Annotated in this window: 18 protein-coding genes and 1 tRNA gene; 11 read left to right on the plus strand and 8 right to left on the minus strand. The window is 68.7% G+C overall.

Annotated features, from left to right (window positions below):
* Positions 1–29: 29 nt before the first annotated feature.
* Positions 30–491 carry an outer membrane protein assembly factor BamE gene (locus AC11WY_RS08405; RefSeq protein ID WP_482924389.1) on the minus strand — a complete coding sequence of 154 codons (462 nt, stop codon included), beginning with the start codon at positions 489–491 and terminating at the stop codon, positions 30–32.
* A gap of 125 nt (positions 492–616) precedes the next feature.
* Here AC11WY_RS08405 and AC11WY_RS08410 point away from each other — a divergent pair, with 125 nt between their 5' ends.
* The 9 genes from AC11WY_RS08410 (at position 617) to AC11WY_RS08450 (ending at position 6544) form a co-directional block, all read left to right on the plus strand.
* A complete protein-coding gene (locus AC11WY_RS08410) occupies positions 617–1171 on the plus strand; it encodes a YceD family protein (protein WP_482924391.1) in 555 nt (184 codons plus the stop codon).
* A gap of 158 nt (positions 1172–1329) precedes the next feature.
* Positions 1330–1536, plus strand: coding sequence for a 50S ribosomal protein L32 (rpmF, locus tag AC11WY_RS08415; protein ID WP_482924393.1), 207 nt, complete (start codon positions 1330–1332; stop codon positions 1534–1536).
* 26 nt (positions 1537–1562) lie between these two features.
* A complete protein-coding gene (gene plsX / locus AC11WY_RS08420) occupies positions 1563–2669 on the plus strand; it encodes a phosphate acyltransferase PlsX (protein WP_482924395.1) in 1107 nt (368 codons plus the stop codon).
* Positions 2666–3637, plus strand: a complete 972-nt coding sequence (locus AC11WY_RS08425; RefSeq protein ID WP_482924397.1) for a beta-ketoacyl-ACP synthase III — start codon at positions 2666–2668, stop codon at positions 3635–3637. Before plsX ends, AC11WY_RS08425 begins: the two co-directional genes overlap by 4 nt.
* A gap of 86 nt (positions 3638–3723) precedes the next feature.
* Entirely contained in the window at positions 3724–4026 is a 303-nt protein-coding gene (ihfA, locus tag AC11WY_RS08430; RefSeq protein WP_482924399.1) for an integration host factor subunit alpha, read from the plus strand.
* Between the two features lie 14 nt (positions 4027–4040).
* Positions 4041–4727 carry a MerR family transcriptional regulator gene (locus AC11WY_RS08435; RefSeq protein WP_482924400.1) on the plus strand — a complete coding sequence of 229 codons (687 nt, stop codon included), beginning with the start codon at positions 4041–4043 and terminating at the stop codon, positions 4725–4727.
* A 67-nt stretch (positions 4728–4794) separates the two neighbouring features.
* Positions 4795–4872: transfer RNA gene (locus tag AC11WY_RS08440), tRNA-Pro, on the plus strand.
* A 73-nt stretch (positions 4873–4945) separates the two neighbouring features.
* The gene (locus AC11WY_RS08445; RefSeq protein ID WP_482924402.1) at positions 4946–6037 is read left to right on the plus strand and encodes a 2'-deoxycytidine 5'-triphosphate deaminase; all 1092 of its coding nucleotides are present in this window, start codon (positions 4946–4948) and stop codon (positions 6035–6037) included.
* Positions 6038–6106: 69 nt separating this feature from the next.
* Positions 6107–6544, plus strand: coding sequence for a hypothetical protein (locus tag AC11WY_RS08450; RefSeq protein ID WP_482924404.1), 438 nt, complete (start codon positions 6107–6109; stop codon positions 6542–6544).
* A gap of 3 nt (positions 6545–6547) precedes the next feature.
* On the opposite strand, the gene AC11WY_RS08455 is transcribed toward AC11WY_RS08450, so the two are convergent.
* The 7 genes from AC11WY_RS08455 to AC11WY_RS08485 all read right to left on the minus strand — a co-directional run bounded on the left by AC11WY_RS08455 (position 6548) and on the right by AC11WY_RS08485 (position 13313).
* Positions 6548–6751: a hypothetical protein gene (locus tag AC11WY_RS08455; RefSeq protein ID WP_482924406.1), complete on the minus strand. Its 204-nt coding sequence runs from the start codon at positions 6749–6751 to the stop codon at positions 6548–6550.
* An 11-nt stretch (positions 6752–6762) separates the two neighbouring features.
* A complete protein-coding gene (scpB, locus tag AC11WY_RS08460) occupies positions 6763–7404 on the minus strand; it encodes an SMC-Scp complex subunit ScpB (RefSeq protein WP_482924407.1) in 642 nt (213 codons plus the stop codon).
* Positions 7401–8192 (minus strand): segregation and condensation protein A, encoded by a 792-nt coding sequence (locus AC11WY_RS08465; protein ID WP_482924409.1) that lies wholly within the window; start codon positions 8190–8192, stop codon positions 7401–7403. Before AC11WY_RS08465 ends, scpB begins: the two co-directional genes overlap by 4 nt.
* A complete protein-coding gene (locus AC11WY_RS08470; RefSeq protein WP_482924411.1) occupies positions 8189–9181 on the minus strand; it encodes a glycoside hydrolase family 3 N-terminal domain-containing protein in 993 nt (330 codons plus the stop codon). The genes AC11WY_RS08465 and AC11WY_RS08470 overlap by 4 nt, the downstream gene beginning before the upstream one ends.
* Complete coding sequence (locus AC11WY_RS08475) at positions 9181–10287, minus strand: SPOR domain-containing protein (protein WP_482924413.1); 1107 nt, start codon at positions 10285–10287, stop codon at positions 9181–9183. Before AC11WY_RS08475 ends, AC11WY_RS08470 begins: the two co-directional genes overlap by 1 nt.
* A gap of 70 nt (positions 10288–10357) precedes the next feature.
* Complete coding sequence (argS, locus tag AC11WY_RS08480; RefSeq protein ID WP_482924415.1) at positions 10358–12103, minus strand: arginine--tRNA ligase; 1746 nt, start codon at positions 12101–12103, stop codon at positions 10358–10360.
* Positions 12104–12167: 64 nt separating this feature from the next.
* A complete protein-coding gene (locus tag AC11WY_RS08485) occupies positions 12168–13313 on the minus strand; it encodes a deoxyguanosinetriphosphate triphosphohydrolase (protein WP_482924417.1) in 1146 nt (381 codons plus the stop codon).
* 76 nt (positions 13314–13389) lie between these two features.
* Here AC11WY_RS08485 and erpA point away from each other — a divergent pair, with 76 nt between their 5' ends.
* The gene (erpA, locus tag AC11WY_RS08490; RefSeq protein WP_482924419.1) at positions 13390–13722 is read left to right on the plus strand and encodes an iron-sulfur cluster insertion protein ErpA; all 333 of its coding nucleotides are present in this window, start codon (positions 13390–13392) and stop codon (positions 13720–13722) included.
* A gap of 37 nt (positions 13723–13759) precedes the next feature.
* The gene (xth, locus tag AC11WY_RS08495; RefSeq protein WP_482924421.1) at positions 13760–14539 is read left to right on the plus strand and encodes an exodeoxyribonuclease III; all 780 of its coding nucleotides are present in this window, start codon (positions 13760–13762) and stop codon (positions 14537–14539) included.
* The last annotated feature ends 71 nt before the right edge of the window (positions 14540–14610 follow it).

Raw genomic sequence — 14610 nt, forward strand, 5'->3', positions numbered from 1 at the left:
ACCACGACACCAAGGCCAGCCGTCGGGCGTCAGTTGGTCTTTTGGAGGAATTGGCCCGGATTGAACCGGCCGAGATCGGTAAACAGTTGCTGCAACAGCCCGATGCCCTTCACGGTCGAGGTCGTGACGCGCTGCGAGATCACCACCACCTCGCCGCGTTCGAGGCCGAAGCGCTCGATGTTGGCGACCTTGCCCGCGGGCGTGAAGGAAACCGCGACAACCTGACGGTTGACCTCTTTCGGCTTGATCGGGCCGTACAGGCGCCAGCGGCTTTGCACATAGTACCAGGCGTCTGCCTTCACCATGCCTTCCATCGAGGGGCGGCCGATCGCCTTAGTGACGGCGTCGCGGCTGTCGCCGACATGCACCAGCGCCAACTCGTCATCGGCCGGCACATAGCCATGATCCATATAGGTCGCGGCGCAGGCGGCAAGCGCGGCCAGCAAGAGGCCCGCCACAGTGACGCGCACCAGGTTGATGACCTTGCCCATTCCGCCCTCTTGCCTCGCTGCCCGCAGCCGCTTATCCGACTTACAGAAGGAACGGCGCCGGTTCAAGGAAGGAACGCGGGCGTCCTGCGGGCCCGGACCCGCGCTTTCACCGGAAAGGTGACATGATGACCGATCTTCCCGTTTCGCTGCCCTATCGCGTGACCGACCTGCCGACGCGCAAACCGCATCGCTTCAACTGGGCGCCGGACGCCGCCCAGCTTGCCGCGCTGGCGCCGCTGGTCGGGGCGCAGTCCCTGCGCGCCGTGACGCTGGAGGGCGAGTTCCGCCCCGCCGGGCGCCATGACGTGGTGCTGGAGGCGCGGTTGCGCGCCACCGCGGTGCAGCCCTGCGGGATCACGCTGGCCCCGGTGACGACCCGGATCGACGCGCCCGTGCTGCGCCGCTACCTGGCCGAGATGCCCGAACCCGAGGGCGACGAGGTCGAGATGCCCGAGGACGACAGCGCCGAACCGCTGCCCGCGGTGATCGACCTCGCCGAGGTGCTGGCCGAGGCGCTGGCGCTGGCGCTGCCGCTCTACCCGCGGGCGCCGGGGGCCGAACTGGGCGCGTTGCAGGCGACCGCGCCGGGCGCGGAGCCGCTGACCGATGAAAAGGTGCGCCCCTTCGCCGGGCTCGGCGCGCTGCGCGACCGTCTGGCCAAGCCCGAGGAGGGCGGCTGACGGGCCGCAGAGAAAAGCACTTGCGCGCGGGCGCAAACGCAGTATGTTCCGCGCCTCGTTTACATGTTGGGTTGACGACGTTGCGGCCTGCGGGCAGAACCGTTTCGACCTTGAGATAAAAGCAAGGGGCTTCGCCCCCAAGAGACCGAGGTCGAGACATGGCTGTCCCGCAGAACCGCGTTACCCGTTCCCGCCGTGACATGCGCCGCGCGCATGACTCACTTGTTGCCGCCAACCCGGCGGAATGCCCGAACTGCGGTGAGCTGAAGCGCCCGCACCACGTCTGCCCCTCCTGCGGTCACTATGCCGCGCGCGAAGTGGTGGCTTCGGTCATCGACGCGGGTCTGGACGACGACGCGGCATAAGAGCCGCGCCCGGCGCGTCTTGTCAGATGCCCAACGCACCCGAGCCAGCCAAGGTCGCCTCGTCCCGCATCGTCATCTCCGTCGATGCGATGGGTGGCGACCGGGGCCCTGCGACCGTGATCGCCGGCATTGAACAGTCGGCTACCAAGAACCCCGACATCTATTTCATCGTGCATGGGGATGAGGCGGTGCTGAACCGCCTGATCGGGCGGCGGCGCGCCTTGGCGGGCCGCTGCGAGGTGCGCCACGCGCCGCGCGTGGTGACGATGCATGAAAAGCCCAGCCATGTGATGCGCAACGGCGAAGGCACCTCGATGTGGTCGGCGATCGAGAGCGTGCGCAAGGGCGAGGCGACGGTGGCGGTGTCCTGCGGCAACACCGGCGCGCTGATGGCGCTGTCGATGATCCGGCTGCGCAAGATCCCCGGCGTGAACCGCCCGGCGATCGCCTGCCTGTGGCCCTCGCGCAATCCCGGCGGCTTCAACCTGATGCTGGATGTCGGCGCCGATGTGAAGGCCGACGCCGAGGATCTGCGCCAATACGCGCTGATGGGCGCGTCCTATGCGCGCAATGGCCTGCATCTGGCGCGGCCGCGCGTCGGTCTGCTGAATGTCGGCACCGAGGAACACAAGGGCCGCCCCGAAATGAAGGTGGCCGGCGAGTTGATCGCCGGCGCCGCCGAGGCGGGTGCCTTCGATTATGTCGGCTACGTCGAGGGCGGCGATCTGCCATCGGATCGGGTCGATGTGATCGTCACCGACGGCTTTACCGGCAACATCGCACTGAAGACCGGCGAGGGCACCGCCAAGCTGATCGGCGACTTCCTCAAGGAAGCCTTCGCGGCCACCCCGCTCAGCCGAATCGCGGCGCTGCTGGCGATCACCTCGCTCAGGCGGCTGCAAAAGCGCATCGACCCGCGCCGGGTGAACGGCGGCGTGTTCCTCGGGCTGAACGGCATCGTGGTGAAATCGCATGGCGCGGCCGATGCCACCGGCATTTCGGCGGCGATGAAGCTGGCCTTCCAGTTGGCGAAATCGGGCTTTCAGGAACGGCTCGCGGCGCGGGTTGCCTTGGCCGGTCCGGCGCGGCAGGATGCGCCCGCGAGCGCGGAGAGGATCGGTAAACCGGAATGACGATACGCGCCGTAGTGAAGGGCGTCGGGCATTATCTGCCTGACCGCGTCGTGTTGAATTCCGAATTCGAGGCTTCGCTGGAAACCAGCGACGAGTGGATCCGCTCGCGCTCGGGGATCGAGCGCCGGCATTTCGCGGCCGCGGGGCAGACCACCTCCGACATGGCCGCCCGCGCCGCCCGCGCGGCGCTGGCCGATGCGGGGATGCAGCCCAACGACCTTGACGCGATCATCGTCGCGACCTCCACCGCCGACCTCACCTTTCCCTCCGCCGCCACGATGGTGCAGGACGCCATCGGCATGACGCGCGGCTTTGCCTTCGATGTGCAGGCGGTCTGCGCTGGCTTCGTGTTCGGGCTGGCCAACGCCAATGCGCTGATCCTGTCCGGGCAGGCCAGCCGCGTGATGGTGATCGGCGCCGAGACCTTCAGCCGCATCATGGACTGGACCGACCGCTCCACCTGCGTGCTGTTCGGCGATGGCGCGGGCGCGCTGATCGTCGAGGCGGCCGAAGGCACCGGCACCAATGCCGACCGTGGCATCCTGTCCACCGACCTGCATTCTGATGGCCGCTACCGCGACATCCTTTACGTCGACGGCGGCGTGGCGACGCAGAACACCGGCCATCTGCGGATGCACGGCAAGGAAGTGTTCCGCCATGCGGTCGAAAAACTGGCCGAAACCGCCCACACCGCGCTGGCCAAGGTCGGGCTGACCAGCGCCGACGTGGACTGGATCGTGCCGCATCAGGCGAACCTGCGCATCATCAAGGCGACGGCGCAGAAAATGCACCTGGGCATGGACCATGTCGTGCTGACGGTGCAGGACCACGGCAACACCTCGGCGGCATCGATTCCCCTTGCGCTGTCGGTCGGCAAGCAGCGTGGCCAGATCAAGCCGGGCGATCTCTTGGTCACCGAGGCGATCGGCGGCGGACTGGCCTGGGGCTCGGTCGTTTTGCGCTGGTAAGAGCGATCTGAACCCCCTGCCCCAAGTCATTGATATTGACTCGGAAAATCTTGTGCCACACACTCCCGTGAAAACGGGGGGACGCTATGGGCGACAAGACGCTGACGCGCATGGACCTGAGCGAGGCGGTATTCCGCGAGGTCGGCCTGTCACGAAACGAATCCGCCCAACTGGTGGAAAGCGTTCTGCTGCATGTCTCGGACGCACTCGCGGCGGGCGAGACGGTGAAAATCTCGTCGTTCGGCACCTTCTCGGTGCGCGACAAGGCCGCCCGCGTCGGGCGCAACCCGAAAACCGGCGACGAAGTGCCGATCCATCCCCGTCGCGTCCTGACGTTCCGGCCCTCGCACCTGATGAAGGATCGTGTGGCCAGCGGCAACGGCGGCTGAGGGGCGGCGCGCGGATGGAAAAGTCGCCCGACGCCTTCCGCACCATCAGCGAAGTTTCCGACTCGCTTGAAACGCCGGCCCATGTGCTGCGGTTCTGGGAAAGCCGGTTTCCGCAGATCCGGCCGGTGAAGCGGGCGGGCGGGCGGCGCTATTACCGGCCGTCCGACGTGGCCCTGCTGGGCGGCATCAAGAAGCTGCTGCACGACGACGGCCTCACCATCCGCGGCGTGCAGCGCATGTTGCGCGAACAGGGAATCCGCTATGTCGCCGGGCTGTCGTCGCCGGGCGTGATCGTCGAGGACGCCGACGCGAGCGAGACCGAAAACCTCTTTGACGACCTCGGGATGGACGATACGGAGCCCGAGGACACGGCCGCCGACGCGCCGGTGGCGGAGCCCGAACTGCCCTTCGTCCCCGTCGCGCCGCCCCGCGCCGCGCCGCCGCCGGTCATGGACCACGCGGTCGTGGACCCCGCCGCCGCCGAGGTCGTCGCCCCGGCAGAGCCGCTGCCAGAGCCCGAAACCGCCCCGCCAGCACCCTTCCCCGTCGATCCTCAGGACCGCGCGGCGCTGGTGGAGCAGATCCGCGCCGTTGATCCCGGCACCGCGCCGCAACGGGCGGCCGAGCTTGCCCGGATCTATGCCCGGCTTCGGGATCTGCGCGATCGCATGGCCGAGGCGAACCGCCGCGGCGCCCGCTAAGGGTTCGGTTTTCCGATGCGAATTGTCCCTTGCCCCCGTCCGGAAAGTCGCTATGTATCGTCGCCGTCGGGCCGTAGCGCAGCCTGGTTAGCGCGTCCGTCTGGGGGGCGGAAGGTCGTGAGTTCGAATCTCACCGGCCCGACCAAAATGGCACCGCCCGCTTCCGTCCGGAGGCGGGCGGTTCCGTTTCCATCACATCGCGGCAAGGGGACAGCGGCATGAGCGGCACATCCGGCACGGGCGTTCTGCCCGCACAGATGCTGACCGCCCTGATCGCCGCGGGCGCCATCACCGCCGATCCGCCTGTGACTGCGGCGCAGGTGCAGCCCGCCAGCCTCGATCTGCGGCTGGGCGACGTCGCCTATCGCGTGCGGGCCTCGTTCCTTGCGGGCGCGGGGCGCACGGTGGCCGAGCGGATTGCGGAATTCGAGATGCACCGGGTCAGCCTCGAGGGCGGCGCGGTGCTGGAAAAGGGTTGCGTCTACGTCGTGCCGCTGATGGAACGGCTGGCCCTGCCCGATGGCATTCAGGCGCTGGCCAACGCGAAAAGCTCGACCGGGCGGCTGGACCTGCTGACCCGCACCATCACCGATGGCGGGGCCGAGTTCGACCGCATCCCGGCGGGCTATGCCGGCCCGCTTTACGCCGAGATCTGCCCGCGCAGTTTCTCGGTGCTGGTGCGGCCGGGGATGCGGCTGAACCAGCTTCGCCTGCGGCAGGGTCAGGCCGTACTGAGCGATGCCGCGCTGGGCGCGCTGCACGCCCGCGTCGGGCTGGTGTCGGGCGAAGCGGTGATCTCGGATGGGCTGGGCTTCTCGGTCGATCTGCGCCCCGCCGCGGGCACGCTGGTGGGCTACCGCGCCAAGCCGCATACCGGGGTGATCGACCTCGACCGCATCGGCTACTACGACCCCGCCGAGTTCTGGGAGGAAGTGCGCACCGCCGAGGGCCGCATCATCCTCGACCCCGGCGCGTTCTACATCCTGGTCAGCCGCGAGGCGGTGACGATCCCGCCCGACCACGCCGCCGAGATGGCGCCCTATCTGGCGATGGTGGGCGAGTTCCGGGTCCATTACGCGGGCTTCTTCGACCCCGGCTTCGGCTGGGCCGAGGCCGGAGGCGCCGGGTCACGCGGGGTGCTGGAGGTGCGCTGCCACGAGGCGCCCTTCGTGCTGGAACACGGCCAGATCGTCGGGCGGCTGGTCTATGAACGGATGGCGGCGGTGCCCGAGACGCTTTACGGCGCGGGGATCGCCTCGAACTATCAGGGCCAGGGGCTGAAGCTGTCGAAACATTTTCGTGCGGTCTAGGGGGTGCCCCTTGCGCGGCGCGGGCATCGCGTCCCTACATGGCGCCGACATTCCGGGTTGGATCGAATCATGCACCGCGCCTTCGTGTTCCTTGTGACCGCCCTTCTCGCTGCCCCGATGGCCGCGCCCGCCCTTGCCAATACCGCGATGAGCATCGGCGTCTACCTCTGGAACAGCCCCGACGAAGACCCGGTCAAGGCGCAGTTCCTGTCGATTTCCGATGGCAATGCCGAGCTTGAGATCGACGGGCCGGACGGGACGAAAAGCGACTCGCGCCCCGCGACGCCGGACGAGATCGCGCAACTGACGGCGGCGGTGAAAGAGCAGATGACGGCGCTGTCGATGGATACGGTGCCGCAGCCGACCGGCGGCTACGTCACCGTCGACTGGCATTTCAGCACCGATACCGGCTATGCCGACGGCAGCACGACCTTCGCGCTGGATGCGGTGCCCGCCGTGATCCTGACGCTGCAAAAGACGGCCTTCGGCGCAACCTTCGCGAAGTAGCGATCAGCGCCCGATGCGGCGCATGATCTGCATCGCCTGACGCGCGCGCCTGGCCGCCTGCTTGCCCTGCTGTGCCTTCACCCGCTCGTCGGGCGTCAGCGGGCGGCCGGGGTCGGCGTTGCGGCCCGTCCCGGTCTTCATCCCGGCATCGAGCGCGGAGCGGAACACCATCCGCAGCAGCATGTTGATCAGCGCGTTCAGATTCATCGCGATCCCTTTCAGTCCTCGAACAGTTCGCTTTGCCCGGCGACGTCCTCGCCCTCGTCGGGGTCGGCGCCGGTCAGGCCGCCCGGCAGAGCGCGGTTGTCCAAAAGCCCGGCCGCGCGCAACTCCTTCAGACCCGGCAGATCGCGCGCGGATTCCAGCCCGAAGTGATCAAGGAACGCCTCTGTCACCACGAAGGTGATCGGGCGGCCGGGCGTCATGCGGCGGCGGCCAAAGCGGATCCACTCCATCTCCAGCAACTGGTCCACGGTGCCGCGGCTGACCGCGACGCCCCTGATCTCTTCGATCTCGGCGCGGGTGCAGGGCTGGTGGTAGGCGATGATCGCCAGCGTCTCGATCGCGGCGCGGCTGAGCTTGCGGGTCTCGACGGTTTCCTTCTGCATCAGATGGCCCAGATCGGGCGCAGTGCGGAAGGCCCAGCCGTCGCCGGCCTTCGCCACCTGGACCCCGCGCCCCTCGTAGCGGCGACGCAGATGCACCAGCGCCTCGGCCGGGTCGCAACCCAGCGGCAGTCGCGCCGCCAGTTCGGCCACCGTTACCGGCTCGGCGGTGGCGAACAGGATCGCCTCCACCATCCGCTCCTGCTCGGCCATCACGGGCGCGGCGAACAGGCTGCGTTCGGCCTCGTCGGTCATGCGTCGGGCCTCCGCCTTATCTGGATCGGCGCGAAAGGCTCGCCCTGGCGCATCTCGACCTGGCCGCTCTTGACCAGTTCCAGCGAGGCCGCGAAATGGGCCGCCGTGGCGGATCGGCGGCGACGGGGATCGGTCTCCCAGCCCTCCGGCAGGTAGCTGACCAGATCGGTCCAGTCGCCCGCATAGCCGATCAGCCCGCGCATCCGCTCCAGCGCCTGTTCCATCGTGTAAAGGTTCTGGCGGTCCATCGCGTAGGGGCGGAAATCGTCTTTCGTGCGGATGCGGGCATAGGCCTGCATCAGGTCCAGCAGCGAGGCCGTCCAGACCGTGCGGCGCAGGCGCAGCACATCCTCAGGCAACCCGCGCGCAAAGAAGTCGCGCCCCTTCTGGTCGCGCGCCATCAGCCGCGCCGCCGCCTCGCGCATCGCTTGCAGGCGTTCGAGTTGGAACGCCAGATGCGCGGCAAGGTCTTCGGCGCTCGGCCCCTGGTCGGTCGGGTCGGGCGGCAGCAAAAGCCGCGATTTGAGGTAGGCGAGCCAGGCCGCCATCACCAGATAATCGGCCGCCAGTTCGATCCGCAGCGCCTTGGCCTGATCGACGAAGGCCAGGTATTGCTCGGCCAGTTGCAGCACCGAGATGCGGCGCAGATCGACCTTCTGCGTGCGCGACAGCGTCAGAAGCAGGTCCAGCGGCCCCTCGTAGCCGTCAACATCGACAATCAGCGCCTCGGCCGCGAGCCGCGCCGCGACGGTGGTGCCCTGCGTGTCGTCCCAGCCGGTGTCCGTCATCGCCCTGCGCCCATCACCGCCTCAAACTCGGCCGCGAGCGCGCCCAAGTCAACCGCATCGGGTGCGTGGCGCGCGGCCAGCGCGGCCTCGGCCCGCGCGACACCCTCGGGGGTCAGGTGACCAGACGCCGCGACGACCTCCGCCATCTCGCGGGGTTTGCCGTTGCAGTGCAGCACGATATCGCAGCCTGCCGCGACCGAACCGGCGGCCCGATCCGCCAGCGAGCCCGACAGCGCCTGCATCGACAGATCGTCGGTCATCAGGAGGCCGGAAAAGCCGATCCGCTCGCGGATCAGGTGGATCATCGGGGCCGACAGCGTGGCGGGCGCGGTGGGGTCAAGCGCGGAAAACACGAGATGCGCGGTCATCGCCATCGGCAGGTCGTTCAGCGCACGGAAGGCGGCAAAGTCGCTGGCGTCCAGCGTTTCAAGGTCGGTGGCCACCGTCGGCAGGTCGTGGTGGGTGTCACCCGCAGCCCGGCCGTGGCCCGGCATATGCTTCATCACCGGCAGCACGCCCCCGGCCAGCAAGCCGTCGGCGACCGCGCGGCCGGCCTGCACCACCGTCGCCAGCGTCGTGCCATAGCAGCGGTTGCGCAGGAACGGATGGGTGGCGGCGGTGGCAATGTCGAGCGTGGGCGCGCAGTTCGCGTCGATCCCCACCGCGCGCAGTTCCGCGGCGATCAGGCGATAGCGCAGCCGCATCGCCCGCGCCCCGCCCCGCGCCATCTGTTCCAGCGGGGGCAGCCATTCGCGCCAGTGCGGCGCGCGCAGGCGCTGCACCCGGCCGCCCTCCTGATCGACCAGGATCGGCGCGTCGCGCCCAACGGTGGCGCGCAGGTCGGCGGTCAGGCGGCGAAGCTGATCGGGCGCCTCCACGTTGCGGGCGAACAGGATGAAGCCCCAGGGATCGGCGGCGCGAAAGAACGCCGCCTCGTCGGGCGCGAGGGTGGGCCCGAGACAGCCCAGGATCGTCGCCCCCGGCGCCATCAGCGCACGAGAACCGGCACGCAGGGCGCGTTGGCGGCGTCGAGCGCGGCGCAGAACCGGCGCGCCTCGGCATCGTCCTTGAAACCATAGGCGCGCAGCCGGTAGAAGTCGCGCCCGCCGCTGGTCGCCTTCTGCACCACCCGCGACTTGTCGACCAGAAGGTCGCCAAAACGCGCCTGCAGCAGCGCCCAGGACGAGGCCGCCACATCGGGCGAGTCGAAGGCGCCAAGCTGCACCAGCCGGGTTCCCGCCACGATCGTCGCCGGATCGACGGACTCGGGCACGGGCGGGGCTTTGGCGGGGGCCTTGGGTGCCGCGGCAGCGGTGGGCTTGGGCGGCGGCGCGGCGTTCGCCTTGGGCGGCGTAGCGGCGGCGGGTTTGGACGGCGCCGCGGTGGCGGTAGGCTTGGGGGCCAGCGCGGTGGCGGCGGTGGTCGCGACTGCGGTGGCGGCTGCGGGCTGGGCCGCAGGTGTCTTTGGCCGCGACATCGGGCGGGGCGAGGTCATCGGCGCACCGTGGACGGGCGCGGAAACGGCGACCACGGGCGCCGGGACGGCGGGCGCAGGGGCCGGGGCGGCCATGCTGGCAGAGGTCTCCGCAGCGCCGGTTGGCGCCGGAACTGCCGCCGGTGCGGCGGCGGGGAGTGGCGCGGGCGCGGCCTGTGGCGCGGGCGCGGCCAGTAGTGCTGGCGCGGCCATTGGCGCGGGCGCAACGGGAGCCGCAGGAGCAGCCACTGGCGCGGCGGCCACGCGGGCGTTGGGCGCGACGTCCTGCGGGCTCAGCGTGACGGGGCGCGGGGCCAGCACCAGATTGTCGCTTGGCGTCTGACCCAGGGCATCGGCCGCAACGTGGTTGACCGTCAGGCCCAGGTTGTCGGCGATCTGCCCGCCGGGGTCGTCGGGCGCCATCCGCATCGGGCCTTCCATCGCGTGGATCACCGGGATGCCGTTCACGTCGCGCACCGCCAGCCGATAACCCCAGACCGCCAGTCCGAGGATCAGCGCAACCGAGGTCGCCCCGCCGACGAGGTTGATCAGCCGCTGTGTCTGCCCCGCATGCAACGCGGGCGCAGCGTCTCCGAAATCCTCGAAGTTCGCTTCCGCCATGTTCTGCCTCGCTGCCCGGACGGTTGTTCCGCCCGTGGTGACCTGCTCGTGAACCGGCGGCGCGCCTTGGTCAGCGCATTTCTTCGACCGGTGTCACGCCAAGGATACCAAGACCGGCGGAAATGACAACCGCCACGGCTCTTGCCAGGGCGATTTTCGCCTGTGATGTCTCAATCTCGCCCTCTTGCACGAAGCGAAGCGAGCTGTCGTCGTTGCCGCGGTTCCAGTGGCCGTGCAGATCGCCCGCCAATTCGTAAAGGTAGAAGGCCACGCGGTGCGGTTCATGGCCGCGCGCCGCGATCTGGACCAGGCGCGGCCATTCGGCGATCTTGCGCGCCAGGTCCAGTTCGGCCGGGTGGTTCAACCGCGCCAGATCGGCCGCGGCAAGGGTGGCGTCGTCGCAGGCGATGCCCGCCTCGGTGGCGCGGCGCAGCACGGAACAGACGCGCGCATGGGCGTATTGGACGTAGAAGACCGGGTTGTCCTTCGACTGTTCCAGCACCTTCGCGAAGTCGAAATCCAGCGCCGCGTCGTTCTTGCGCGTCAGCATGACAAAGCGGGTCACGTCCGTCCCGGCCTGTTCCACCACGTCACGCAGCGTCACGAAGGTGCCCGCGCGCTTGCTCATCTTGAACGGCTCACCGTTCTTGAAAAGCTTCACCAACTGGATCAGCTTGACGTCGAGCGGCACCCGCCCGCCCGACAGCGCCGCCACCACCGCCTTCATCCGCTTGACATAGCCGCCGTGGTCGGCGCCCAGAATGTCGATCAGGACATCGAACCCGCGCTGCACCTTGTCGTAGTGATAGGCGATGTCGGGCGCGAAATAGGTCCACGAGCCATCGGATTTCTGCACCGGGCGATCCACGTCGTCGCCATGCGCGGTGGACCGGAACAGCAACTGTTCGCGCGGTTCCCAATCCTCGGGGGTCTTGCCCTTCGGCGGTTCCAGCACGCCCTTGTAGATCAGGCCCTGCCGTTCCAGTTCGGCCAGCGCCGCCTCGATCTTGCCGGTGCCGTAAAGCGCCTTTTCGCTGGAATAGACATCCATATGCACGCCCAGCAGCGCCAGATCCTCGCGGATCATCGCCATCATCGCCTGGGTGGAGAATTCGCGCAGATCGGCCAGCCAGTCGGCCTCGGGCTTGTCGAGCAGGCTGGTGCCGTATTTCTGTTTCAGCGCCTCGCCGACCGGGATCAGGTAGTCGCCCGGATAAAGCCCCTCGCGGATTTCCGGCGACAGGCCGTTTGCCTCGCGGTAGCGCTCATAGGCTGACCGCGCCAGCACATCGACCTGCGCGCCGCCATCGTTGATGTAGTATTCCCGCGTCACCGCATGGCCCGAGAACGCCAGCAGTCGCGCCAGCGCATCGCCGAACACCGCGCCGCGCACATGGCCCACATGCATCGGCCCGGTCGGGTTGGCCGAGACGAACTCGACGTTGACCTTGAGCCCCTGCCCCAGTTCGGACCGGCCATAGTCGGCGCCCGCGCCGATGACCTGCGCCACCAGCCCCTGCCACAGCACCGGCGCCAGCCGCAGGTTCAGGAAGCCCGGCCCCGCCGGTTCGGCCAGCGTGATGCGCGGGTCGGCGGCAAGCCGTGCCGCAAGCGCCTCGGCAATCGCGCGGGGCGGCATCCCGGCGGGTTTCGCCAGCACCATCGCGGCATTGGTCGCCATGTCGCCATGCGCGGCGTCGCGCGGCGGTTCCACCGCGACGGCGGTGTAGTCGAGCCCGGCGGGCAGCGCGCCTTCGGCCACCATCGCCTCAAGGCTGCAGATCACCAGCGCCCGGATATCGTTGAAAAGGTTCATTGCGTCCCGTCCTTGATCCCGAAGGGGTTTATCACGGCGCGGTGCAAGGTCAACGGCGCGCGGTCTAGCCGGTCGGCCCGACCAGCCGCAGATGTTCCTGCAAGGCAAAGCGATCGGTCATCCCCGCCACGTAATCCGCCACCACGCGGGCGAGGCGGGTCTGATCGCCTGCGCGCCCCACATCCGCCTGCCACTCGGCGGGCAGCAGGTCGGGGTGGGTCAGGAACAGCGGAAAGAGATCGTTGACCACCCGCGTCACCTTCGCCCGTTCCAGCATCACCGAGGGCGCGCGGTACATGCGGTGGTAAAGGAACGAGCGGATCGCCTTGAGATCCTGATAGAGCCGCTTGGAAAACCGGATGATGGCGGTGCCCATCAGGCGGATGTCTTCCGGGCTTTGCGGTTGCGCCGCCTCCAGCCGCTGCTGGGCCACCGCGATCACATCCTCCACCATCTCGCCGAACACCCGCCGCAGCGCCTCGTGCCGCCGCCGCATCTTCTCCAGCCCCGGATAGAGCCGGTCCACCTCGGCAAAGGCCGGGCCGGTGACCGGCAGCTCCATCAGATCGGCCTCGGTGAAGAGGCCCGAGCGCAGCCCGTCGTGCAGGTCGTGGTGGTTGTAGGCCACGTCGTCGGCCACGGCGGCCACCTGCGCCTCGGCGCTGGCATGGGTATGCAGTTCCAGATCGTAGGCGGCGTTCACCTCGGCCAGCGCGTAGGAATAGGGCGGCAGCACCGGCCCGTTGTGCTTGGCGATGCCCTCCAGCGTCTCCCAGGTCAGGTTCAGCCCGTCGAAATCGGCATAGTGGCGTTCCAGGCTGGTGACGATGCGCAGCGCCTGCGCGTTGTGATCGAACCCGCCATAGGGCGCCATCAGCAGTTCCATCGCGTCCTCGCCGGTATGGCCAAAGGGCGTGTGGCCCAGATCATGCGCCAGTGCCACCGCCTCGGCCAGATCGGTGTTGAGGTTCAACACCCCGGCGATGGTGCGCGCCACCTGCGCCACCTCGATCGTGTGGGTCAGCCGGGTGCGGTAATAGTCGCCCTCGTGCTCCACGAACACCTGCGTCTTGTGCTTCAGCCGCCGGAACGCCGAGGAATGGATGATCCGGTCCCGGTCGCGCTGGAACGGCGAGCGGAAGGTGGAGTAGCTTTCCGGGTAAAGCCTGCCCCGGCTTTGCTCGGGGTGGCAGGCATAGGGGGCAAGCATCGGTCAGGCTGTCCTTGTCGCGGAAGTCGCGCCAGCCTATATGGGAAATGGCACGGAATGGATATGGGTTTCCCACATGGACCTGACGCTGCCCCCGAAAGTCACCGATCGCGCCTTTGCCCGGCTCGCCGAGATCGCCGAGGCGGTGGGCGAGGCACGCGCGCTACGCGTCGCGGTCGAGGGCGGCGGCTGTTCCGGCTTCCAGTACGACATCAAGCTTGACGACGCCCTGCCCGACGATCTGGTGCTCGAAAAGAACGGCCAGCGGGTGGTGGTGGACTCTGTGTCGCTGCCCTTCCTCGCCAATGCGGTGATCGACTACACGGATGAGCTGATCGGCGCCCGCTTCGTGATCGAGAACCCCAACGCCACCTCGTCCTGCGGCTGCGGCACCTCGTTCTCGATCTGATCTTGTGCGCCCCGCGTCGCCCCGGCTAGATGGCGGCATGAAGATCGCAACCTTCAACATCAACGGCGTCAAGGCCCGCATCGACGCGCTGACCGCCTGGCTCGCCGAAGCGCAGCCCGACGTGGCGCTGCTGCAAGAGATCAAGTCGGTCGACGAGGGCTTTCCGCGCGAGCCGCTGGAAAGCCTCGGCTACCATGTCGAAACCCACGGCCAGAAGGGCTTCAACGGCGTCGCCATCCTGTCGAAGCTGCCGCTGGAGGATGTGACGCGCGGGTTGCCTGGCGACCCGGCCGACGAACAGGCGCGCTGGATCGAGGCGACCGTGGTCGGCAAACGGGCAGTGCGCCTGTGCGGCCTCTACCTGCCCAACGGCAACCCCGCCCCGGGGCCGAAATACGACTACAAGCTGGCCTGGATGGAGCGCCTGCGCGCCCGCGCCGCCGCCCTTCTCGCCACCGAGGAGCCGGTGGTGCTGGCTGGCGACTACAACGTGATCCCGCAGGCCGAAGATGCTGCGAAACCCGAGGCCTGGCTGCAGGACGCGCTCTATCTGCCCGATACCCGCGCCGCCTTCCGCCGCCTGCTGAACCTCGGCTTCACCGACGCGATCCGCGCCCGGCTGCCGCAGCGCGGCCTCTACACCTTCTGGGATTATCAGGTCGGCGCGTGGGAACGCAACAACGGCATCCGCATCGACCACCTGCTGCTCAGCCCGCAGGCCGCCGACCTGATGACCGACGCCGGCATCGACAAACAGGTGCGCGGCCGCGACAAGCCCTCGGACCATGTCCCGGTCTGGGTGGACCTGGACGCCTGAGCGCCGCTCGCCTCACTTTCGGTCCATAAGTATCCCGGGGGTCCGGGGGCAGCACCCCCGGCGCGCCCCGC

Source organism: Solirhodobacter sp., assembly GCF_964715405.1.